This is a genomic window from Leucobacter sp. wl10, assembly GCF_003569785.1.
In the GTDB taxonomy this organism is placed as follows: domain Bacteria; phylum Actinomycetota; class Actinomycetes; order Actinomycetales; family Microbacteriaceae; genus Leucobacter.
In genome coordinates, this window is sequence record NZ_KZ983993.1 from 149,317 (window position 1) to 169,365 (window position 20,049).

At 68.0% G+C, this 20,049-nt stretch carries 18 protein-coding genes; 16 read left to right on the forward strand and 2 right to left on the reverse strand.

Annotation, left to right across the window (positions count from 1 at the left end; translation table 11 throughout):
• Positions 1-240 precede the first annotated feature (240 nt).
• Positions 241-1,785 (reverse strand): aldehyde dehydrogenase (NADP(+)), encoded by a 1,545-nt coding sequence (locus D1J51_RS08690; RefSeq protein ID WP_119074790.1) that lies wholly within the window; start codon positions 1,783-1,785, stop codon positions 241-243.
• 94 nt (positions 1,786-1,879) lie between these two features.
• Between D1J51_RS08690 and D1J51_RS17895 the strand changes: the two genes are divergently transcribed.
• The 5 genes from D1J51_RS17895 (at position 1,880) to D1J51_RS08710 (ending at position 6,967) form a co-directional block, all read left to right on the forward strand.
• Complete coding sequence (locus D1J51_RS17895) at positions 1,880-2,023, forward strand: hypothetical protein (RefSeq protein WP_162903731.1); 144 nt, start codon at positions 1,880-1,882, stop codon at positions 2,021-2,023.
• A 338-nt stretch (positions 2,024-2,361) separates the two neighbouring features.
• Positions 2,362-3,564 carry a sugar ABC transporter substrate-binding protein gene (locus tag D1J51_RS08695; RefSeq protein WP_119074791.1) on the forward strand — a complete coding sequence of 401 codons (1,203 nt, stop codon included), beginning with the start codon at positions 2,362-2,364 and terminating at the stop codon, positions 3,562-3,564.
• Positions 3,565-3,583: 19 nt separating this feature from the next.
• Positions 3,584-5,185 carry a sugar ABC transporter ATP-binding protein gene (locus D1J51_RS08700; protein ID WP_119074792.1) on the forward strand — a complete coding sequence of 534 codons (1,602 nt, stop codon included), beginning with the start codon at positions 3,584-3,586 and terminating at the stop codon, positions 5,183-5,185.
• Entirely contained in the window at positions 5,182-6,252 is a 1,071-nt protein-coding gene (locus D1J51_RS08705; protein WP_119074793.1) for an ABC transporter permease, read from the forward strand. Before D1J51_RS08700 ends, D1J51_RS08705 begins: the two co-directional genes overlap by 4 nt.
• Position 6,253: 1 nt before the next feature.
• On the forward strand, positions 6,254-6,967 hold the full coding sequence (locus D1J51_RS08710) for an SDR family oxidoreductase (RefSeq protein WP_119074794.1): 714 nt from the start codon (positions 6,254-6,256) through the stop codon (positions 6,965-6,967).
• 60 nt (positions 6,968-7,027) lie between these two features.
• Here the strand turns inward: D1J51_RS08710 and D1J51_RS08715 are convergent, their stop codons facing one another.
• Positions 7,028-7,753: a FadR/GntR family transcriptional regulator gene (locus tag D1J51_RS08715; RefSeq protein WP_162903732.1), complete on the reverse strand. Its 726-nt coding sequence runs from the start codon at positions 7,751-7,753 to the stop codon at positions 7,028-7,030.
• A 193-nt stretch (positions 7,754-7,946) separates the two neighbouring features.
• Between D1J51_RS08715 and D1J51_RS08720 the strand changes: the two genes are divergently transcribed.
• The 11 genes from D1J51_RS08720 (at position 7,947) to rfbB (ending at position 20,048) form a co-directional block, all read left to right on the forward strand.
• Complete coding sequence (locus tag D1J51_RS08720; RefSeq protein ID WP_119074796.1) at positions 7,947-9,137, forward strand: fumarylacetoacetate hydrolase family protein; 1,191 nt, start codon at positions 7,947-7,949, stop codon at positions 9,135-9,137.
• A gap of 9 nt (positions 9,138-9,146) precedes the next feature.
• A complete protein-coding gene (locus tag D1J51_RS08725; RefSeq protein ID WP_119074797.1) occupies positions 9,147-10,133 on the forward strand; it encodes a C-terminal binding protein in 987 nt (328 codons plus the stop codon).
• A 14-nt stretch (positions 10,134-10,147) separates the two neighbouring features.
• Positions 10,148-11,587: an aldehyde dehydrogenase family protein gene (locus tag D1J51_RS08730; RefSeq protein ID WP_205547835.1), complete on the forward strand. Its 1,440-nt coding sequence runs from the start codon at positions 10,148-10,150 to the stop codon at positions 11,585-11,587.
• Positions 11,587-13,119, forward strand: a complete 1,533-nt coding sequence (gene xylB / locus D1J51_RS08735; RefSeq protein ID WP_119074799.1) for a xylulokinase — start codon at positions 11,587-11,589, stop codon at positions 13,117-13,119. The genes D1J51_RS08730 and xylB overlap by 1 nt, the downstream gene beginning before the upstream one ends.
• The gene (locus tag D1J51_RS08740; protein ID WP_119074800.1) at positions 13,116-13,766 is read left to right on the forward strand and encodes an HAD family hydrolase; all 651 of its coding nucleotides are present in this window, start codon (positions 13,116-13,118) and stop codon (positions 13,764-13,766) included. The genes xylB and D1J51_RS08740 overlap by 4 nt, the downstream gene beginning before the upstream one ends.
• Positions 13,767-13,835: 69 nt before the next feature.
• Complete coding sequence (rpiA, locus tag D1J51_RS08745; RefSeq protein WP_119074801.1) at positions 13,836-14,612, forward strand: ribose-5-phosphate isomerase RpiA; 777 nt, start codon at positions 13,836-13,838, stop codon at positions 14,610-14,612.
• A gap of 207 nt (positions 14,613-14,819) precedes the next feature.
• On the forward strand, positions 14,820-16,334 hold the full coding sequence (locus D1J51_RS08750; RefSeq protein WP_119074802.1) for a DHA2 family efflux MFS transporter permease subunit: 1,515 nt from the start codon (positions 14,820-14,822) through the stop codon (positions 16,332-16,334).
• Between the two features lie 124 nt (positions 16,335-16,458).
• Positions 16,459-16,764, forward strand: a complete 306-nt coding sequence (locus tag D1J51_RS08755) for a thiamine-binding protein (protein WP_119074803.1) — start codon at positions 16,459-16,461, stop codon at positions 16,762-16,764.
• A gap of 255 nt (positions 16,765-17,019) precedes the next feature.
• On the forward strand, positions 17,020-17,748 hold the full coding sequence (locus tag D1J51_RS08760) for an NYN domain-containing protein (RefSeq protein ID WP_240423077.1): 729 nt from the start codon (positions 17,020-17,022) through the stop codon (positions 17,746-17,748).
• Positions 17,749-18,177: 429 nt separating this feature from the next.
• Positions 18,178-19,047 (forward strand): glucose-1-phosphate thymidylyltransferase RfbA, encoded by an 870-nt coding sequence (gene rfbA, locus D1J51_RS08765; protein WP_119074805.1) that lies wholly within the window; start codon positions 18,178-18,180, stop codon positions 19,045-19,047.
• The gene (rfbB, locus tag D1J51_RS08770) at positions 19,047-20,048 is read left to right on the forward strand and encodes a dTDP-glucose 4,6-dehydratase (protein WP_162903735.1); all 1,002 of its coding nucleotides are present in this window, start codon (positions 19,047-19,049) and stop codon (positions 20,046-20,048) included. Before rfbA ends, rfbB begins: the two co-directional genes overlap by 1 nt.
• Position 20,049: the final 1 nt, after the last annotated feature.

Consider the following 20,049-nt stretch of genomic DNA (forward strand, 5'->3'; position numbering starts at 1 on the left):
GCTCCTGCTCCTGCCCCTGCCCAGCCGCCCCGACCCTGCCCAGCATCCCCGCCGAAACCACATCGTTTCCCCGAGAGGCCATGATATTCGTGTAGATATCGTGGCGTCTCGGGGAATTCGTGGCGTCTCGGCGAGGCGGAAGCGGACGGCGAGGCGGGGGCGGACGGCGAGGCGGGGGCGGCCGGGAGGGGCGGGGATGAGCTTCTGCAGCGCGTCCGCGCACCGCTCCGCCACACCAGCTCAGGAGGCGTGGCCTCGACCCCAGGTCAGGGAGGAGCCCGCCGGGTCGATGCTCCGGCGCACCCCGCGCGGGTTGGCGGTCTGCAACTCGGCCGGCAGCAGGTGCTCGGGAGCGTTCTGGTAGGCGACGGGGCGCAGGAAGCGCCCGATGGCGGCGGTGCCGACCGAGGTGCTCGAGTCGTTGGTGGTCGCCGGCCACGGGCCGCCGTGCTGCTGTGCCGGCGTCACCGCGACGCCGGTGGGCCAGCCGTTGAAGAGTACTCGGCCGACCGTCCTCGCGAGCAGCGCGGTGAGTTCGCGCAGGCGTTCGAGCTGCTCCCCGGGCGCGGTGCCCGCGTACTCGGCCTCGCCCAGGTGCAGGGTTCCGGTGAGATTGCCCTGGAAGGCGGCTTCGATCGTGACGGGCACCTCGGAGAGGTCGCCGTACTCGACGACGAGCGAGAAGGGGCCGAAGACCTCCTCGTGGAGCTGCGGGTCCGCGCTTGTGAAATCGGCGAGCGCGATCGCGGCGATCGTGGGGGTGACGAGAGCGTTGCCGTCGACGGACGGCTCGCTGTCTCCCCGAACGATGGTGCGCACGTCCGAGGCGCTGAGCACCCGCTGCAGCCGCTCCTCGTAGCCGCGCGCGATGCGGGGATTGAGCAGGCGATGCGGCGCGATCTGCGTGGCCGCCGCCGCGATCGGCTCGTCGAGTCCATGGCCTGCCGGTATGAAGACGAATCCCGGTTTGGTGCACAGCTGTCCCGCGGACCCGCCGACGCTCGCCACGCAGCCCTCGACGATCTCCTCACCGCGCTCGGCGAGAGCCGCAGGCGTGACGACGACTGGGTTGACGCTGCCGAGCTCGCCGAAGAACGGGATGGGCTGCGGGCGGGAAGCTGCGATGTCGGCGAGGAGACGACCCGCGGCGATGGAGCCGGTGAATGATCCGGCTTGCACCCGCGGGTCGCGGAGGGCGGCGACTCCGGTCTCCTGCCCGGTGATGTGCGCGAAAGCGCCGGTGGGGAACCCCGCATCCCGAGCCGCGGTCGCTACGACATCGGCGGTCGCCAGGGACAATTCGCCGTGCCCCGAGTGGCCCTTGACGATGAGCGGGCAGCCTGCGGCGAGGATCGCCGCGCTGTCGCCCCCCGCGACCGAGAAGGCGAAGGGGAAGTTGCTGGCCGAGAAGTTGACCACGGGACCGACGGGGCGCAGCGAGCGACGCAGATCGGGGCGCACGCCGAGAGCGTAGCGGGGATCGGCCTGATCGAGGCGCGCGTCGAGGTAGCCGCCGTCGAGGACGACCTCGGCGAAGAGCCGCAGCTGCACGGCGGTGCGCTTGAGCTCGCCGGTGAGACGCGCTTCTGCGAGCCCGGTCTCCTGCTGCGCGAGAGGGATGAGGCGGTCGGCGTTCTGCTCCAGGCGTTCTGCGATGAGACACAGTCCGGCGGCCCGGGCGGCGGGAGCGAGTGCCGCGAACGGCTGGGCGGCCGCGGCCGCGGCCGCGAGAACGGGCTCGAGGGCCTCAGGGGTGTCGGCGATGAGGAGATGCGTTTGGCTCATGGCGGAGTCTTCCGGGTTGTTCGAGAAACTAGATAGTAATATGATCGTATCATCGCATGTAGCGTCAGAACGACTAGTGATCAAGGAGGATCTCATGCGGGAGCGGCGAGCCAGCGTGCTGGTGGGGTCCGATGCCATCCGCACCGAGACGCGGCCGGTGCCGAGTCCCGCCGCCGACGAGGTGCTGGTGCGGGCCCTCGCGGACGGAGTGTGCGGCTTCGCTATGGGATCCGGGTGAACACGGTCGCGCCCGGCCATGTCGTCACAGACATGCTCGAGAGTGCGCTCGGGGACCCCGCGGTGCGGCGCGCGGGGACCGCCGCAGGAGGTGGCCTACGCGGTTCGCTCACTGGCGGCGGAAGCCTCACGGGTGCCGTGCTGCCGGTCGACGGCGGGCACACTCTCTGGTGGGCCGAGGCGGATCGCGGCAAGGAGCCGAGGAAGGTAACAAATTCATCATATGGTCTGCTGATAATCTGAAACACTGGTAGGCTGAACCTGCTCGGTAACTGAGGGGTCACGAGCGCGAAACACAGTGACGGGCGACATCCGATCGATGCACAAGGAAGTGAACTTATGAGACTCAGGAAATCGAAGCTGCTCGGGCGTCTGCTCGCGGCTGTCGGGGGGATCGCCGTAGCCAGCATGCTGCTGACCGCCTGCTCCGGCGGGAGCGGCGGCGGGAGCGGCAGCGGGAGCGGCGAAGTGGATCCCGCCGCCCGTGAGGCGGCGGTCGCCAAGGCGAAAGAGGGCGCGATGGAACTGATCAACGCGGCCTCCCAGGAGAACAAGTGGACCGGTCCCGACTCGAGCCCGGTACCGATCGAGGGGCTGAACATCACGATCATCCCCGAGCAGATGGCCTCGACCGGCTCGAGTCGTCCGGCGAACGCCATCAAGGACGTGGCGGCCAAGCTGGGTTGGAACGCGAAGATCTCCGACGGCCAGGGCCAGCCGGACGTGCAGCTGAGCGCCGTCAACTCGGCCGTCGATGAGAAGGCCGACGCCATCGTGCTGATCTTCGTCGACACGACCCGCGTGCAGTCGGGCGTCGAGCGCGCCATCGCCGCGAACATCCCGATCATCACGCTCGGATCGCTGAAGAACACGCCGGAGACCGTGCCCGACGTCAGCTTCGACTGGGTGCGCTCGGGTCAGGCCATCGCCCAGTACATGGTGTGGAAGAGCGGCGGCGACCTCAACCTGCTGCAGATGAAGAACAGCGACCTCTACATCACCGTCGAGGGTCAGTACAAGGGCAGCCAGGAGTACCTGCAGAGCGGCGAGAACTGCCCCGGGTGCAACATCACCACCAAGGAGTGGAGTCTCGCGAACTTCGAGGATCCCAACACAGGCCCCGCCGCGCAGGCCGTGGCCGCGCTGCAGGCCGACCCATCGCTGAACTGGGTCTCGTGCTTCGATAGCTGCCTCTTCCGCGTCGCCAACGCGATCGACCGCGCGGGCATCACCGATCGGGTATCGGGCGCCGGCTTCGACTGCAACCCGGAGAACATCGACATCATCCGCTCCCGCGGCAGCCAGAAGGTGTGCTTCGCCGATCCCCGTGAGTGGCTCGCCTACGCCACCGTCGACAACGTGAACCGCATGACCAACGGTGAGGACCCGTTCGATTACACGTCGGCGATCCCGGTGGCGCTATTCGATAAGGACGTGCTCGACGCGCTGCCCAAGGACAAGGCCACCGAGCTCGAAGAGCTCGGCTGGCAGGGCAACTTCGACTTCCGCGGGAAGTTCGAAGAGCTCTGGGGCCTGAAGTAGCCACTCGGAGGAAGCGACGATGACGAACGGTGCGGACCCGCGAGACGGGGCCGGCATGGGAACGCCCGCGGTCTCCTTCGTGGATCTGGTCAAGGAGTTCGGCGAGAACCGGGTGCTGAACCGCGTGAACCTGGATTTCCGGTCGGGATCCATCCACGCGCTTCTCGGGGCGAACGGATCCGGGAAGTCCACGCTGATCAAGATCCTCGCGGGCTACCACCCCCTCACCTCCGGGCAGATCCTGCTGCGCGGCGAGGAGGTGGGGCAGCAGCTGACCCCGGTCCTGGTGCGGGAGCGCGGTGTGCGCTTCGTGCACCAGGACCTGGGCCTGGTGGAGGATCTCTCCGTCACCGACAACTTCGGCCTCTCGCTGGGCTACAAGACCTCGGGCCCCGCGATCGGCTGGAGGAGGCAGCGCGAGGAGGTGCGTGAGGATCTCGCGGCCGTCGGGATCGACGACATCGATCCGGACACTCTGGTGCGCGACCTGGGGCCGATTCAGCAGACGCTGGTGGCAGTCGCGCGCGCTACCAAGGGCATCATCGACTCCGGCGGCATTCTGGTGCTCGACGAGCCGACGGCGAGGCTCCCCAACGACCAGGTCGACGAACTGCTGGAGCGCTGCCGCGCGCTGCGAGACCGGGGAGTCGCGCTGATCTACGTCTCGCACCGCCTCGACGAGGTCTTCGCGATGGCCGACACCGTGTCGGTGCTGCGCGACGGCAACCTCGTCTTCTCGGGCGCGATCGCCGAGACCGACGAGGACCGGCTCACCTCCGTCATCACCGGGCTGAGCGCCGAGGCCGCCGCTCGTCATCGGCGTCCCGGCGCCGTGTTCGACGACACCGTCACGCATCAGCTGCGCACCACGCCGCCCGTGCTCGAGGCTCTCGGCGTCTCCGGCGCGCGAGTGCAGAACGCCAGTCTTCGCCTGTACCCGGGGGAGGTGCTCGCCGTCACGGGACTCGCCGGATCCGGCCGCAGCGAGATCGGGCGCCTGCTCTTCGGGTCGCAGGCGCTGACGACCGGCTCGATCGAGTACCAAGGCGAACCGCTGTCGGGGATATCACCGCATGCGAGTGTCAGGCGTGGCATCGGCTATGTGCCGCAGGACCGCAAGCAGGCGGCGATCGCGACGTTCGATCTCATCGAGAACCTGACGCTCGCGACGCTCGAGCGGCATCTGCGCGGCCCGGTGCTCTCGAAGCGCAGCCAGCGCCGCACCGCCGATCGGGCCATCGCGGCGCTCGACGTGCGGCCGCCCGACGCGACCCGCAAGATTTCCGAGCTCTCCGGAGGCAACCAGCAGAAGGCGATCCTCGGCAAATGGCTCGAACTCGACCTGCGGGTGCTGATCCTTGACGAGTGCACCTATGGCGTCGACGTCGGCGCCCGACGCTCGATCCTGGGCACCATCGTCGAGCGGATCGCGCGGAGCGGGCTCGCCGTTCTCCTGCTCGACTCCGACATCGATCTCATCTCCGAGTACGCCGACCGGGTGCTGATCATGCGCTCCGGCCGTTTCGTCTCCGAGCTCATCGGTGAGGAAGTCACCGTCGACGCGATCGCCGCGGCGAGCTACGCCACCGACCAGACCACCGCTACCAACGGAGAAACATGACCACCCAGCAACACGCTACGAAACCACGGGGCCTGCGCGTCGTCGGTCAGCAGGCGAGCAAGTACGGCATCGTCATCGCGCTGATCGTCGTGGTATCGATCTTCACCGTTCTGCGCCCCGAGACCTACCCCACGCTCGGCAATTTCGGCTCCGTGCTGCAGGCGAACTCGTCGATCGTGCTCGTCTCGCTCGGACTCATGCTGCCGCTCATCGCCGGCCACTTCGACCTGAGCGTCGCCACGATGGCGGGCTTCGGGGGCGTCCTGGCCACGGGACTCATGGCCTACGGCACCGTGCCCCACTGGTCCATCGCGATCCTGATCGTGGTCGCCGTGAGCGCGCTGGTCGGGCTCATCAATGGCGTTCTGGTCGCGCTGTTCAAGCTGCAATCCCTCGTCGTGACACTGGGCACGCAGACGATCCTCTTCGGCGCGATCCTGCTCTACTCAAAAGGGCAGGTCATATACAGCGGCATTCCCGATGAGTTCAAGGCGCTCGGTCAGACTCGTCCCGCCGGAATTCCGCTGCCCTTCGTCTACGCGCTCATCGCGGCGCTCGTCATCTGGTTCGTGCTCTACTTCCGTCCGATCGGACGCCGCCTCTACGCGATCGGAGGCAACGAGGACGCGGCGCGCCTCACGGGCATCCGAGTGGAGCGCACGGTGGTCGGCTCATTCGTCTTCGGCGCGGTCCTTGCGGGCCTCGGGGGCGTGGTGCAGGTCGCTCAGGTGGGATCGGCGGCGCCGACGAACGGCTCCGAATTCCTGATGCCCGCCATCGCCGCTTGCTTCCTCGGAGAGACCTCCATCCGCCGCGGCTTCTACAACGTGTGGGGCACTTTCGTGGCGGTGTTCCTGGTCGCCGCCGGTACCACGGGCCTCTTCATGATGGGCGCCGATGCCTGGGTGCAGCCGGTTTTCAACGGCGTGGTGCTCGTGGGCGCGGTACTGGCCGCGAAACTCGGCACCACGAGGGCCAATCGCGAGAAGTTCCTCAACTACTGGCGTGGAGTGATCAGGCGTCGCCAGGCCGCGAGAGAAGCCCATGTCGGAACGGCTGGTGCCTAGCATGCGCGGTGTTTCGGGACGGGTGTACGCGGTCACCGGCGCGGCGGGCGGGATCGGTCTCGCCGTCTGCGCTCGGCTCCGCGACGAGGGCGCGACGGTCTACGAGCTCGACTTGCGGGCTCAGGGATCGTACGGGATCGAGGTCGACGTCACCGACCCCGCGTCGCTCGCGGCGGCGGTGGCCGCCGTCGTGGAGGCTGAAGGCTCGGTCGACGGCCTGGTCGCGGCGGCCGGCGTGGTCGAGGACGATGTGGCGGCCGAGGACATGAGCCCGGAGGTCTTCGATTTCACGCTCGGAGTGAACCTGCGCGGGTTGTTCTTCTCCGCTCAGGCGTTCGGCCGGGAGTTCCTCGAGCGCGGAGCCGGCAACATCGTGCTCATTTCGTCGATGAGCGGCAATCACGTGGTCAACGTGCCGCAGAAGCAGTGCGCGTACAACGCCTCGAAGGCCGGGGTGTCGGCCCTCGCACGGTCGCTCGCCTCCGAGTGGGCGGACCGGGGTGTGCGCGTCAACGCGGTGGCGCCCGGCTACGTCGACACCCCTCTGCTGGCGAAGAAGCGGCATCAGTTCGAGGAGTGGCTGGGGCATACCCCCTCGGGTCGTTTTGCGCGGCCCGAGGAGATCGCCGGCACGGTCGCCTTCCTCCTCAGCGAGGACGCGAGCTACTACTGCGGGTCGGAGCTGCTCGTCGACGGCGGCTACTCGCTGCGATAGCCTCGTCGTCGGTAGCGCCGGGTGCGGGGCAGAGGCGGGGTTCCGCTCCCGGCGCCCGCGTCATCCGGCGTCGGGGATCAGCTTCCGGGCCTCGTCGCGCACTCTGCCGAGGTGTGCGACGGTGGCCGTGCGCGCCGCCTCCTCGTCGCCGGCGGCTATCGCCTCCAGGATGGTCTCGTGCTCGGCATGGGTTCGAGGAAGGGATGAAAGATAGGCGATCGGTTCGGCGTACACCTCGCGCAGGGATTCGTTGATGGGTGTGGAGAGCGCGATGAGGAACGGATTGTGGCAGGCGTCGCTGACCCGTCGGTGGAATTCCAGGTCGAGTGCGAGATGCTCGCTGAACGCATCCGAGGCCAGGCTCTTGCTGGCTTGGAGCGTCTCCCTCATGCGTGCAATGTCCTCTTCGCTGCGCTGAGTGGCGGCGAGCGCGGCCGTCCCGGGCTCGAGTACGAGGCGAGTGGCGAGGAGGTCCTGGAAGTTCTCAGGCTTGAAGCGGAGGAAGAGGCGGTAGATGTCGTGAACGCGGTCCACCGAGACGTCGGCGACGCTCATGCCGCGCCCGGCTCGGATCTCGACCACGCCCCGTTGCTCGAGGAGCCGGGCGGCTTCGCGCACGACCTGTCGGCTGACCTCGTACATCTCGGTGAGGGCGGGTTCGGTGGGAAGCCGATCCCCCGCGCTGAGTCCGTTGCTCAGGATGTACTCCTGGAGCTGGTCCGCGACGATCTCCGGAAGGCGCTTGGGTCGCTGAGGAGCCCGGTGCGGCTGGTCGGTCGATGACATGGTGTCCTGCAACTCCTCTGGGAATGAGCGGGCGCGACCCCTCGGAAGCCCCGACGAATCCGCGCCTGCGTCTCCAGCGTAGCTTGTCCTCATCATCAAGATCATATTATGATCTTAAGTATCGAGAATCGATGCCGAAAAAACGGAGCTGCCCGAAGCGGTGCAGCGGGACCGCCAAGGAGTGACCACGACGATGTCCATACCTCTGATCGAGACAACCCGAGACGCGCTTCCCGAGGACGTCGGGCGCGCAACCCTCGTCGGCAGGGTCCATGTGCCGGAGTTCGGCGGCCCGGCCGTGGTCGCGCTCCGGGAGGACCGACTGGTCGACATCAGTGAGACGTTTCCGACGATGACCGACCTGTCGGAGCAGGACGATGTGCTCGCCGCGGTACGCGCCGTGGAGGGCGGAGCGAGCTGGCCGCTGTCCGACGTGCTGGAGAACTCGCTCGGGCAGCGTCGCGATGCGGTGCATCTGCTGGCGCCGATCGATCTCGCCGCGGTCAAGGCGGCCGGGGTCACCTTCGCAGCCTCGCTCGTCGAGCGCCTGATCGAGGAGCGAGCGGGCGGCGACTTCGAGAAGGCGGCCGAGATCCGCGCGAGTTTCGAAGAGACCGTCGGAGTCGACCTCGCCGATATCGCGCCGGGCAGCGAGGGGGCCGCCGAACTCAAGCGCACGATGGTGGAGCAGGGGCTGTGGTCGCAGTATCTGGAGGTGGGCCTCGGACCCGATCCGGAGATCTTCACCAAGGCGCAGCCGCTCTCCGCCGTCGGGTTCGGCCAGGAGATCGGGGTCGCGGAGGTCTCCGACTGGAACAATCCCGAGCCGGAGGTCGTGCTCCTGCTGAGCTCCGGCGGCCGCATCCTCGGAGCGACGCTCGGCAACGACGTGAATCTCCGCGATGTCGAGGGGCGTTCGGCGCTGCTGCTGCCCAAGGCGAAAGACAACAACGCCTCGGCGTCGCTCGGCCCCTTCATCCGGCTCTTCGACGAGCACTTCACCATCGACGACGTGCGCATCGCCGAGGTCGACCTCACGGTGCTCGGAGAGGACGGGTTCGTGCTCGACGAGACCAGCAGCATGGACCAGATCAGCCGCGATGTCGAGTTTCTCGCCGCGTACACCGTGAGCGACAGCCACCAGTACCCGGACGGCCTGGTGCTCTACACCGGCACGCTCTTCGCCCCCACGAAGGACCGGGGCGCCGAGGGCAGGGGGTTCACGCACACCGTCGGCGACGTGGTCCGTATTTCGAGTCCGAAGCTCGGCGCGCTCGTCAACCGCGTCAACACCTCCGAGCGGGCCGAGCCCTGGACCTTCGGCCTGCGCGCATTCATCGCCAACCTCCGCGATCGCGGCCTCCTCGAGCGCGTCGGCCGATAGGGGATACGCATGACCGTCGTCGTCGTCACCGACCACATCTTCGCGGACCTCGAGAGGGAGCGAGCGTTCGCGGCCCGCATCGGAGCCGAGTTCCGCTCGGCCCAGTGCACTTCCGAACACGAAACCATCGAAGCCGTGGGTGGTGCGAACATAGTTTTTGTGAACTTCGCCCCGGTGACCCCCGCCGTGCTCGACGCCCTTGCGCCGGGGGCCGTGGTCATCCGCTACGGAGTCGGCTGGGACAACGTCAACGTCGTCGCCGCCGCCGAGCGCGGCGTCTCAGTGTGCAACGTGCCCGACTACGGCACCACGACCGTAGCCGATCACGCGGTGAGCCTCGCCCTGACTCTCTTGCGCCGACTGCACCAGTTCAGCGCCGTCATATCCGCCGGTGGGTGGGTGAAGCCCGCCAGCCAGGCTCCGATCCAGGAGTTCTCGGAAACCACGATCGGCCTGTTCGGCACCGGCAAGATCGGGTTGACCGTGGCGGAGCGGCTGCGGCCATTCGGCTTCACCCTGCTCGCCCACGATCCCTACGCGAACAAGGATCAGCTGGATGCGCTCGGGATCGAGCTCGTCGCGTTGGACGAGTTCTGGAGCCGATCCGATCTCGTGACGCTGCACGCTCCCGCCACGCCGGCTACGGTCGGCGCGGTCAATGCCGAGAGCATCGCCGCGATGCCTCGCGGGTCGTACGTCGTCAACACCGCCCGCGGGGCACTCGTCGACCTGGACGCCGTCGGCGACGCTCTGGAGAGCGGACAGCTCGCGGGTGTCGGCCTGGACGTGTTCGAGCCGGAGCCTCTCCCCGAGGATCACCCGATCCGCTCGCTCGAGAATGCGATCCTCACTCCGCATGCGGCTTTCTACTCGGAGAGCTCCATGCAGAATCTGCAGCGCCTGGCCGTGGAAGAAGCCCAGCGCGCCGCGCTGGGTGAGCCGCTGCGCTGTCCTGTCAACCGTCCGGTGCCGCATCCGGCGGCTGTGACCGAGTAGAGGGGTTTGCTGCCGTGAACGATTCGATGATCGAGATCCGAAACTACATCGACGGCGCCTGGAGATCGAGTGCCGAGACCTTCACCGTGCTGAATCCCGCGAACCGCGGGCAACTGGCGAGGGTCGCGCAGGCCACTGCCGACGACGTCGACGCCGCCGTGGTCGCCGCCGACGCGGCGTTCCAGAGCTGGCGCCGCACCACGCCATTCGAACGCGCCGAGCTGCTGCGCGGGATCGCGGACATCGTCGATCGGCGCGAGGGCGAGCTCGCGCTCGCCGTCACCAGGGAGATGGGCAAGACGCTCGCCGAGTCCTCCGGCGAAGTGCAGAAACTCGCCCGAGCATTCCGCTTCTACGCCGAGGAGGCCGTGCGGATCATGGGCGAGATCGTGCCCAACGAGACGCTCGACGTGACGAGCCTCGTCAGCTACGAGCCGGTCGGCGTCGTCGCTGCGATCACCCCCTGGAACTATCCGCTCGAGCTGATCGGCTGGAAGCTCTGCGCCGCGCTCGCGGCGGGAGCCACCATCGTGGTGAAGCCCTCCGAGTACTCGACCGCTTCCGCGGCCTCGCTCTTCGAGTGCCTCGAAGAGGCGGGCGTACCCGCGGGAGTCGCGAATCTCGTCTACGGTCGCGGCATCGGACCGCAACTCGTCGCGCACCCCCTCGTCGGCAAGATCGCCTTCACCGGGTCGACGCAGACGGGCAACCGCATCGCTCGGTCGGTGCACCACGCCATCCCGCTCTCGATGGAGCTCGGCGGCAGCTGCCCGATGATCGTGACCGAGCACGCCGATGTGGCGAAGGCCGCCGCCGGAGCCGCTCGACGCGGGTTTCGCAACGCCGGCCAGATCTGCATCGCCGTCAACCGCATCTACGTGCACCGCAGCCGCTACGAGGAGTTTCTCGCGCTGCTCGCAGCGGCGGTGGACGAGCTCCGCGTCGGCGACGGCGCGCAGCAGAACGTCGACATGGGTCCGCTTGCGAACGAGGAGGGGCAGCGAAAGGCCCGGGCGCACGTCGACGATGCGGTGGCTCTGGGCGCTCGCGTGCTGACGGCGGAGCGGCGGGTACCGGACACGGGTTATTTCGTGGCGCCCACCGTGCTCGCGGACTGCACGCCTGAGATGCTGGTCATGCGGGAGGAGACCTTCGGCCCCATCGTCGGTGTCGCCCCGGTCGACTCCCTGGACGAGGCGATCGGACTCGCCAATCGGAGGGACTCCGGACTCGCCGCCTACGCCTACACCGAGAACCTGCGCGAGACCCACCGCCTGAGCGCCCTTCTCGACTACGGCAACGTGGCGATCAACAACCCCGATCCCGGGATCATGAACGCGCCGTACGGCGGCCGCAAGGGCAGCGGGTTCGGCTCCGAGCACGGCTCCGAGGGCCTGCACGGCTATCTGCAGATCAAGCACACGCGGATCCACCACGGCGCGTCGGGAGCGTGATGGGCGTCGTCACTCTCGGGGTCGACATCGGCACCTCCGGCTGCAAGACGGTCGCCGTCGACGAGCGCGGCGTCGTCGTCGCGAGCACGATGCGCGACTACCCGCTCTACTCGGAACGGCCGGGCTGGTCGGAGCAGGATCCCCTCGACTGGTGGAACGCCACCCGAGAGGGGATCGCGGCGCTCGTCGGCGAACTCGGCGGTGCCGAGATCGCCGGAGTCGGGCTGAGCGGCCAGATGCACGGCCTCGTCGCGCTCGACGACGCGGGCCGGGTGCTGCGGCGCGCGATCCTGTGGAACGACCAGCGCTGCGCAGCCGAGTGCGAGCTCATCACCGCCGAGCTCGGCGGCCTCGACGCGCTCGTCTCGCTGACCAACAACCGCATGCTGCCGGGGTTCACCGGGGGCAAGGTGCGCTGGTTCCGGGATCACGAACCCGAGCTCTACGCGAAGATGACGCGGCTCTGCCTGCCGAAGGACTACCTGCGCTATCGCCTCACCGGACTGCTCGTCACCGACGAGTCCGACGCCTCGGGCACCGGTTTCTTCGACCCGCGCACCCGGAGCTGGGTGCCCGAGGTCGTCGAGGCGTGCGGCGCGACGCCGTCGATGCTGCCGCGCATCGCTGGGTCGACCGAGCAGACGGGCGCGGTACTCGACGACATCGCGCACGAGCTCGGCCTGCCCCGCGGCGTGCCGGTGTTCGGCGGTGGCGGAGACGCCGTGATCCAGACCACCTCGATGGGGATCATCGCGCCCGGCGACGTCGGGATCACGCTGGGCACGGCCGGCATCGTGGCCGCCTCGACCGACTTCTGCCCGGACAACGCCGGGGCGCGCGTACAGGTCTCCGTGGGCAACGCCCCCGGCGCCTGGCACATCATGGGGGTCTCGCTGGCCGCTGCGGGCGCCTTCCAGTGGTTCGGCGAGATCGTCGCGCAGTACGCCGGCCTCGAGCGCCCCGACTTCGACGCGCTCACCGAGCTGGCCGCCGCCGCCCCGCCGGGAAGCGGCGGCCTGCTCTTCCTGCCGTACCTCAACGGCGAGCGCTCGCCGCACGTGGCCCCCGATGCCACCGCCGCGTTCGTCGGCCTGACGCGCACGCACGGCGCACCGCATCTCGCGCGCGCCGTGATCGAGGGGGCCGTCCTCAACCTCCGGCGCATCCTCGAGGAATTCGACGAGCTCGGGGTGCCCTGCGCGCGTATCGTCGCCTCCGGCGGTGCCAGTAGGAGCCCCCTGTGGGTGCAGATCCTCGCGGACGTCTGCGACCGGGAGGTCGTGACGCTCGCGGCCGGCGCAGAGGGGGGCGCGTTCGGCGCCGCCCTCGCCGCCGGCGTCGGGGCGGGCCTGTGGTCCGACTACGAGCAGGTCTTCGCCGAGGTGGAGAAGATCGCCCGTGTGCGGCCGGATCCCGATCGTGCCGGCCGATACGATCGCGTCTACCGCGTGCACGCCGGCCTCTTCGAACAGCTTGCGGGGGTGCAGGCGGGACTTGCCACCCTGAGCGCCGGAGAGGAGGGCAGGGCGTGACCGCGACCAGCATCGTGTTCGACCTCGACGGAACGCTCGTCGACTCGTCGCCGGACATCGCGGCCGCGCTGAACACCGCGTTCGCGCCGCTCGCCGTCCGCGAGCTGACCGCGTCGGAGGTGCTCGCCATGCTCGGCGGAGGGCCCCGGGCGCTCGTGCAGCAGGCAATCGACGCGGTGGGGCGGAGCGCCGACCGGCGCCGCCTCGACGGACTCGTCGAGGCGTACACGGCCGCCTACCGCGCGCACCCCGTCGATCGCACGACGTTCTTCGCCGATGCCGCCGATGTGCTCCCGCAGTTCGCCGCGCGCGGCCTCAAGCTGGGCGTGTGCACGAACAAGCGCACCGACATCGCCGAGCGCGTACTCGACCACCTCGGCGTGCGCGACTGCTTCGGCTCCGTGGTCGGCAGCGACCGGGCGAGCCGCTCGAAGCCCGACGCGGCTCACCTGCTCGAGACCCTCGCCGAACTCCACGCGACGCCCGATGAGTGCCTCTACGTCGGCGACACCGATATCGACGCGCAGACCGCGGCAGCAGCCGGTGTTCGCTACGCCCACGTGGCCTGGGGCCGACCCCTCGCCGATGCCAGGACCGGGCTGCGCAGCTTCTCGGATCTCCTGTCGCTCGTCTCGACCGGGTGCTGAACCGTACCGCCCCCCGGGGGGTGACACCCGGCGTCTCTCGACCTCATCCACATCATCGAAGGAAGAATCATGTACGAAAACCTCTCTCCGCAGGACGCCGCCAAGTACGCGGCGGGCAGAGCCGCCGTGGAGCGCTACGCGCACGAGGGCGCGCTGCTCGGACTGGGATCCGGGACCACCTCCGCCTGGTTCGTGCGGGCCCTCGGCGAGAAGGTCGCCGAGGGCTTGCGAGTGACGGGTGTGCCGACCTCGAACTCCACCCGCGAGCTCGCACTCTCGCTGGACATCCCGCTCGTCGACCTCAACGACCTCGCGGACGAGGGCCGCAGGCTCGAGGTGACCATCGACGGCCCCGACGAGATCGACCACGATGGCGACATGATCAAGGGCGGCGGCGCCTGCCTGCTCTGGGAGCGCCTCGTCGCGGAGGCCTCGGAGAGGATGGTCTGCATCGCCGACGACTCGAAGCTGAAGGACCGGCTGGGCGGGTTCCCGCTGCCCATCGAGGTCATCCCCTACGCCTGGAAGGCGACCCGCAACTCGATCCGAGCACTCCTCGTCGATCTCGGCTACGGCGCCGACGTGCCGCTCGTGCTGCGGGAGCGCGACGGCGAGGTCGTCGTCACGGACAGCGGCAACTTCATCATCGACGCCCACCTCGGGCAACTGCGCGACAAGGTGCTGCTCGACACCAACCTGAACTGGATCGCCGGTGTGGTCGAGAACGGACTCTTCACCGGCATCGCCCACGAGGCGATCTTCGCGAACCCGGGCGGCGAGGTCGAGATCAAGGATCTCTCGCACCGCGTGACGGCGCGCGTCCCGGAGTGGCGCAAGGCGCTCTGAGGGCCGGGACCACCCGATCCCGCGATCGCCGACTCCTCAACTGCACCGATTTGCCCTGCGGCACCGCCTGGAACGGTCCAGCTGGTGCACCGAGGTCAAGTCGGTGCGGCTCGGGCGGTTCTGGCGACGAGGCGCGCGGCGCACGAGGCGCACGCGGCGCACGGGGAGGGCGGCGACGTCGGCGGTCGGGAGTAGGCTGACTGAGTGATGCAGCATCAGACCGCGCAGTCGGCGCGCCCCCAGATCCTACCGTGGGCCGCCCTCTGGTCGATGGTGCTCGGCTTCTTCATGATCCTCGTCGACACCACGATCGTGTCGGTGGCCAATCCGTCGATCATGCAGGGCCTCGAAACCACCATGGTGGCCACTCTGTGGGCGACGAGCGCGTACCTGCTCGCCTACGCCGTGCCGCTGCTGATCACGGGCCGCCTCGGCGACCGCTTCGGCCCGCGGCGCATCTACCTGATCGGGCTCACCGTGTTCACCCTCTCGTCGCTCGCGTGCGGGATATCGCCCAACATCGAGACGCTCATCGGCGCCCGCGTCTTCCAGGGGCTCGGCGCATCGCTCATGACGCCGCAGACGATGGCCGTGATCACCCGCATCTTCGGGCCGCGGGAGCGGGGCTCCGCCATGGCGATCTGGGGCGTGACCGCGGGAGCGGCGACGCTCGTCGGCCCGATCCTCGGCGGCTTCCTGCTCGACGCGTGGGGCTGGGAGTGGATCTTCTTCATCAACGTGCCGGTCGGGATGATCGCCTTCGTGCTGGCGATGTGCTTCGTTCCGAAGCTGCCCACGAGCGCCCATCGCTTCGACTGGCTGGGGGTGCTGCTGAGCGCGGCCGGCATGTTCATGCTGGTGTTCGGGATCCAGGAGGGCTCGAGCTACGACTGGGGCGTGATCTGGGGGCCGATCACGGTGTGGGGCCTGATCATCGCGGGCGCGGCGGTGCTGGCCCTCTTCGTCGTGTGGCAGCGGGTGCAGAGGGGGGAGCCCCTGATCCCGCTGCGCATCTTCCGAGACCGCAACTTCTCGGTCGGCGCCGCGGTGATCGTGACGGTCGGGCTCTCGGTGACGAGCATGAGCCTGCCGCTGATGTTCTTCCTGCAGTTGGTGCTCGGGCTGACGCCCACGCAGTCGGCGCTGATGATGGTGCCGATGGCGATCCTCTCGATCGTGCTCGCGCGACCGGTCGGCCTGCTCATCGACCGCCGGGATCCGCGACGCCTCCCCCTGCTCGGTCTGCTGCTCGTGGCCGCCGGGCTGCTGCTCTACGCGCTGCTGGTGCGCCCCGACACCCCGGTCTGGCTCCTGCTGATCCCGAGCGCCGTGCTCGGCTTCGGCAACGCCTTCATGTGGGGCCCGCTCGCCTCGATCACCACGTTCGGCCTCGAGCCGCGGCTCGCGGGGGCGGGATCCGGGGTCTACAACACGAGCCGGCAGGTGGGCGCGGTGATGGGCTCCGCAGCGATGGCGGCGCTCATGAACGCGCGCATCGCGGCCCAGCTCGGAGACGCGGCCGTCGGGGCCGGCGGGTTCGGAGGCGAGGGCGGATCGGCCGGCTCTGCGCTGCCAGAACCACTGCGCGAGGGTTTCGCCACCGCCATGACGCAGTCGATCCTCATGCCCCTGGGCATCATCCTGGTGGGTGCCGCCATCGCGCTGTTCTTCGGCCCGCGGCCGGCGCGCACCGGAGGCGTCAGGATTCCGGTCGAGGGTTGAGCGGCCCGGCTGCGGAACGCATCAATCGATCACGACGCACCGCACGAGCAGCATGTTCACAAATATCGTCAATCTAGGACAAGGGTTGTCTGTCAGCCCGGAAGCGATCTAAGGAGACACCGTCATGCTGCTCGCATTCTCGGTAGCCCCGTCCGGCAACGGCCGTGCTGACGGTTCGGTCCACGACGCTGTCGCGGCCGCCGTCAAGGTCGTCAGGGACTCGGGCCTGCCCAACAGGACTTCGGCAATGTTCACAGAGGTTGAAGGCTCGTGGGACGAGGTCTTCGACGTCGTGAAGCGCGCGACCGAGGCGGTCGAGCCGTTCGGCTCCCGCATCTCGCTCGTGATCAAGGCCGACATCCGTCCCGGCTACGAGGGGGAGCTGGATGGCAAGCTCGAACGGCTGGAGCGGGCCATCGAGGGGTTCTGAGCGCAGTTCGCATTGTCAGAGATGCCGCCCGACTCGCAGAGTTGAGGTAGAATCATGCGAACAAGAGCTCCTGCCGTTGACCACCCGATTGATCATGGGTCGGCCGATGACAGGGGCCTTTTCTATAAACAGAAGAGGTTGCAGATGGCAGGCGGACGAGGACGGCGCGGTAGCCCTGGGACTGAACCAGTAGCGGTTACGGGCCATCGGAATTCCTCCCCGCTTCCGACGCGAGCCGAGCAGGTCACTGCCATCTTGGTTGACGGCGGTTTCTATCGTCGTCGTGCCGCGCGTCTCTTCGGCCACAAGACGCCGGAACAACGTGCTGATGAGCTTCTCGAGTATTGTCGCCGTCATACGAGGAAAGCAAAGTCTCGGCTCTATCGAATCTTCTACTACGACTGCCCGCCTTCCGAGAAAGTCCTATTCCATCCATTGACCAGGCGAGACATCAATCTCGCCAAGACGAAGGATCACGACTGGATGGTCGAATTTCATCAGGCGCTTGTCAAACGACGTAAGGTGGCACTGAGGCGCGGTGAGGTTCTTGAAACTCAGTCCGGCTACCAGCTGAAACCGGACAAGCTGAAGCGCCTACTGGGAGGCTCAATCGCCGTCCGTGACCTCACTGAAGCTGATTTCACACTCGATATCACCCAGAAGGGTGTAGATATGAGGCTCGGCCTCGATATTGCAACACTGGCCATGAACGGCCACGTCAATCAGATCATCATGATCGCGGGTGACAGCGATTTCGTGCCTGCAGCGAAGCACGCGCGACGCGCGGGTATTGATTTTGTGCTCGATCCCATGTGGGCTCACATTTCCGACTCTCTGCACGAGCATATCGACGGCCTATGGGAATGCGTTCGTCGGGAACCCGAAAATCTCAATGACCCACTTCACATTAACAATCTGCAGGATCGCCAAGTCGCCGTCTCTGCGGAGGAGGATGACGGCGCCTTCGACCTCGACAACCTATGAAGAAGACCTGACGACTGATGTGAGGGCGTCAAAGTGAGACCTGTGAATTCCGATCGCCGGGGCCGCAATCTCTGACACAGTCAGCGAATCTCATCGATGCTTCAAAAGTGCTGGGTCTCCCGTGAGGTGCCGTCGGATTCAAATGTCGTTTCTAACCAGGTGAGTATCTGGGGAGAGTCTGACATTCACCGAGATCGAGGGGGAAGCGGGCCCCGGGCTCGCCGAGCTGCCGGGCTGAGCCCGGCCGACCGGGTGCCGCGCAGATCGGCGGACTCGCGCCGCGATGGCCCGTCCCGAGGCGATCGCGCTGCGGTCCGGTGGTTGCCGCATTCCGGGCTCCTCGTGAGAGGATCGGAGCATCCAGATCAGAGGCGACCTGGTGCGGGCCCGTCCGGCCGGCGCCTCGGGCAGCCGGAGGTGAGGTGCGATGTGCGCGGCATTGTTCTTGCAGGGGGTTCCGGTACCCGGTTGTGGCCCATCACCAGGGGCATCTCGAAGCAGCTGATGCCCGTGTACGACAAGCCGATGGTGTTCTATCCGTTGGCGACGCTGATGGCCGCCGGCATCCGCGAGGTGCTGATCATCACGACCCCCGAGTACAACGCGCAGTTCCGGGCGCTGCTCGGCGACGGCTCGGGCTGGGGGATGCGGATCGAGTACGCGGTGCAGCCCTCTCCGGACGGCCTGGCGCAGGCGTTCATCATCGGCGAGGACTTCATCGCGGGCGAGAGCGCCGCGCTGGTGCTCGGCGACAACCTGTTCCACGGCACGGGCCTGGGCACGGCGCTGCAGCGGCACGCCGAGATCGAAGGGGCGAGGATCTTCGCCTACCACGTCGCGAATCCTCGCGCGTACGGCGTGGTCGAGTTCGACGGGGACGGCAGGGCGCTGTCGATCGAGGAGAAGCCCGAGAATCCGAAGAGCAATTACGCGGTTCCGGGTCTGTACTTCTACGACAACGACGTCGTGGGGATCGCGAAGAGCATCACGCCCAGCGCCCGGGGCGAGCTCGAGATCTCGTCGGTGAACGAGCACTACCTGCGCGCGGGGAGGCTGCACGTGCAGGTGCTCGACCGGGGCACGGCGTGGCTGGACACGGGCACTTTCGAGTCGATGATGCAGGCCTCCGACTACGTGCGGGTCATCGAGGAGCGGCAGGGGCTGAAGATCGGCTGCGTGGAGGAGCTCGCCTGGCGCAACGGGTGGATCGACGACGCGCAGCTCGCCGATCTCGCGGCGTCGCTGGTCAAGAGCGGATACGGCAACTACCTGCTCAGGCTCCTCGAGGATGGCCGATGATGGCTCGCAGGGTGCTGGTGACGGGCGGGGCCGGGTTCATCGGTTCGAATTTCGTGCACTATCTGGTGGGGCGCACGGACGACGCGGTGACGGTGCTGGACAAGTTCACCTACGCGGGGAACGCGGCGTCGCTGGCGGGATTGCCGGGGAACCGCGTCGCGGTGGTGCGCGGGGATGTCTGCGACGCCGGGCTGGTCGACGAGCTCGTCGCGGCCGCCGACGTCGTGGTGCACTATGCCGCGGAGTCGCACAACGACAACTCGCTGCGCGATCCGCGTCCGTTCGTGGACACGAACATCGTGGGCACGTACACGCTGCTGGAGGCGGTGCGACGGCACGGCAAGCGGTACCACCACGTCTCCACGGACGAGGTGTACGGGGATCTCGCGCTCGACGATCCGGAGCGCTTCACGGAGCGGACCCCGTACAACCCGTCGTCGCCGTACAGCGGCACGAAGGCGGGATCGGATCTGCTGGTGCGGGCGTGGGCGCGTTCGTTCGGGGTCGCGGCGACGATCTCGAACTGCTCCAACAACTACGGGCCGCGGCAGCACGTGGAGAAGTTCATCCCCCGCCAGATCACGAACATCCTGGTGGGGGAGCGGCCGAGGCTGTACGGTGAGGGCGTGAACGTGCGGGATTGGATCCACGCCGACGATCATTCGTCGGCGGTGCTGCGCATCATCGAGGCGGGCCGGATCGGGGAGACGTATCTGATCGGCGCGGACGGGGAGCGGGACAACAGGACCGTGCTCGAGATGATCCTGACCGCGATGGGGCGGCCTCGGGACGCGTACGATCGGGTCGCGGACCGGGCCGGTCACGACCTGCGCTACGCGATCGACTCCACGAAGCTGAGGGAGGAGCTCGGCTGGCGTCCCGCGTTCCGGGACTTCGGGCGGGGTCTTTCGGCGACGATCGACTGGTACCGGGAGAACGAGGACTGGTGGCGGCCGCAGAAGGCCGTGACCGAGGCGAAGTACCGGGAGCAGGGGCAGTAGC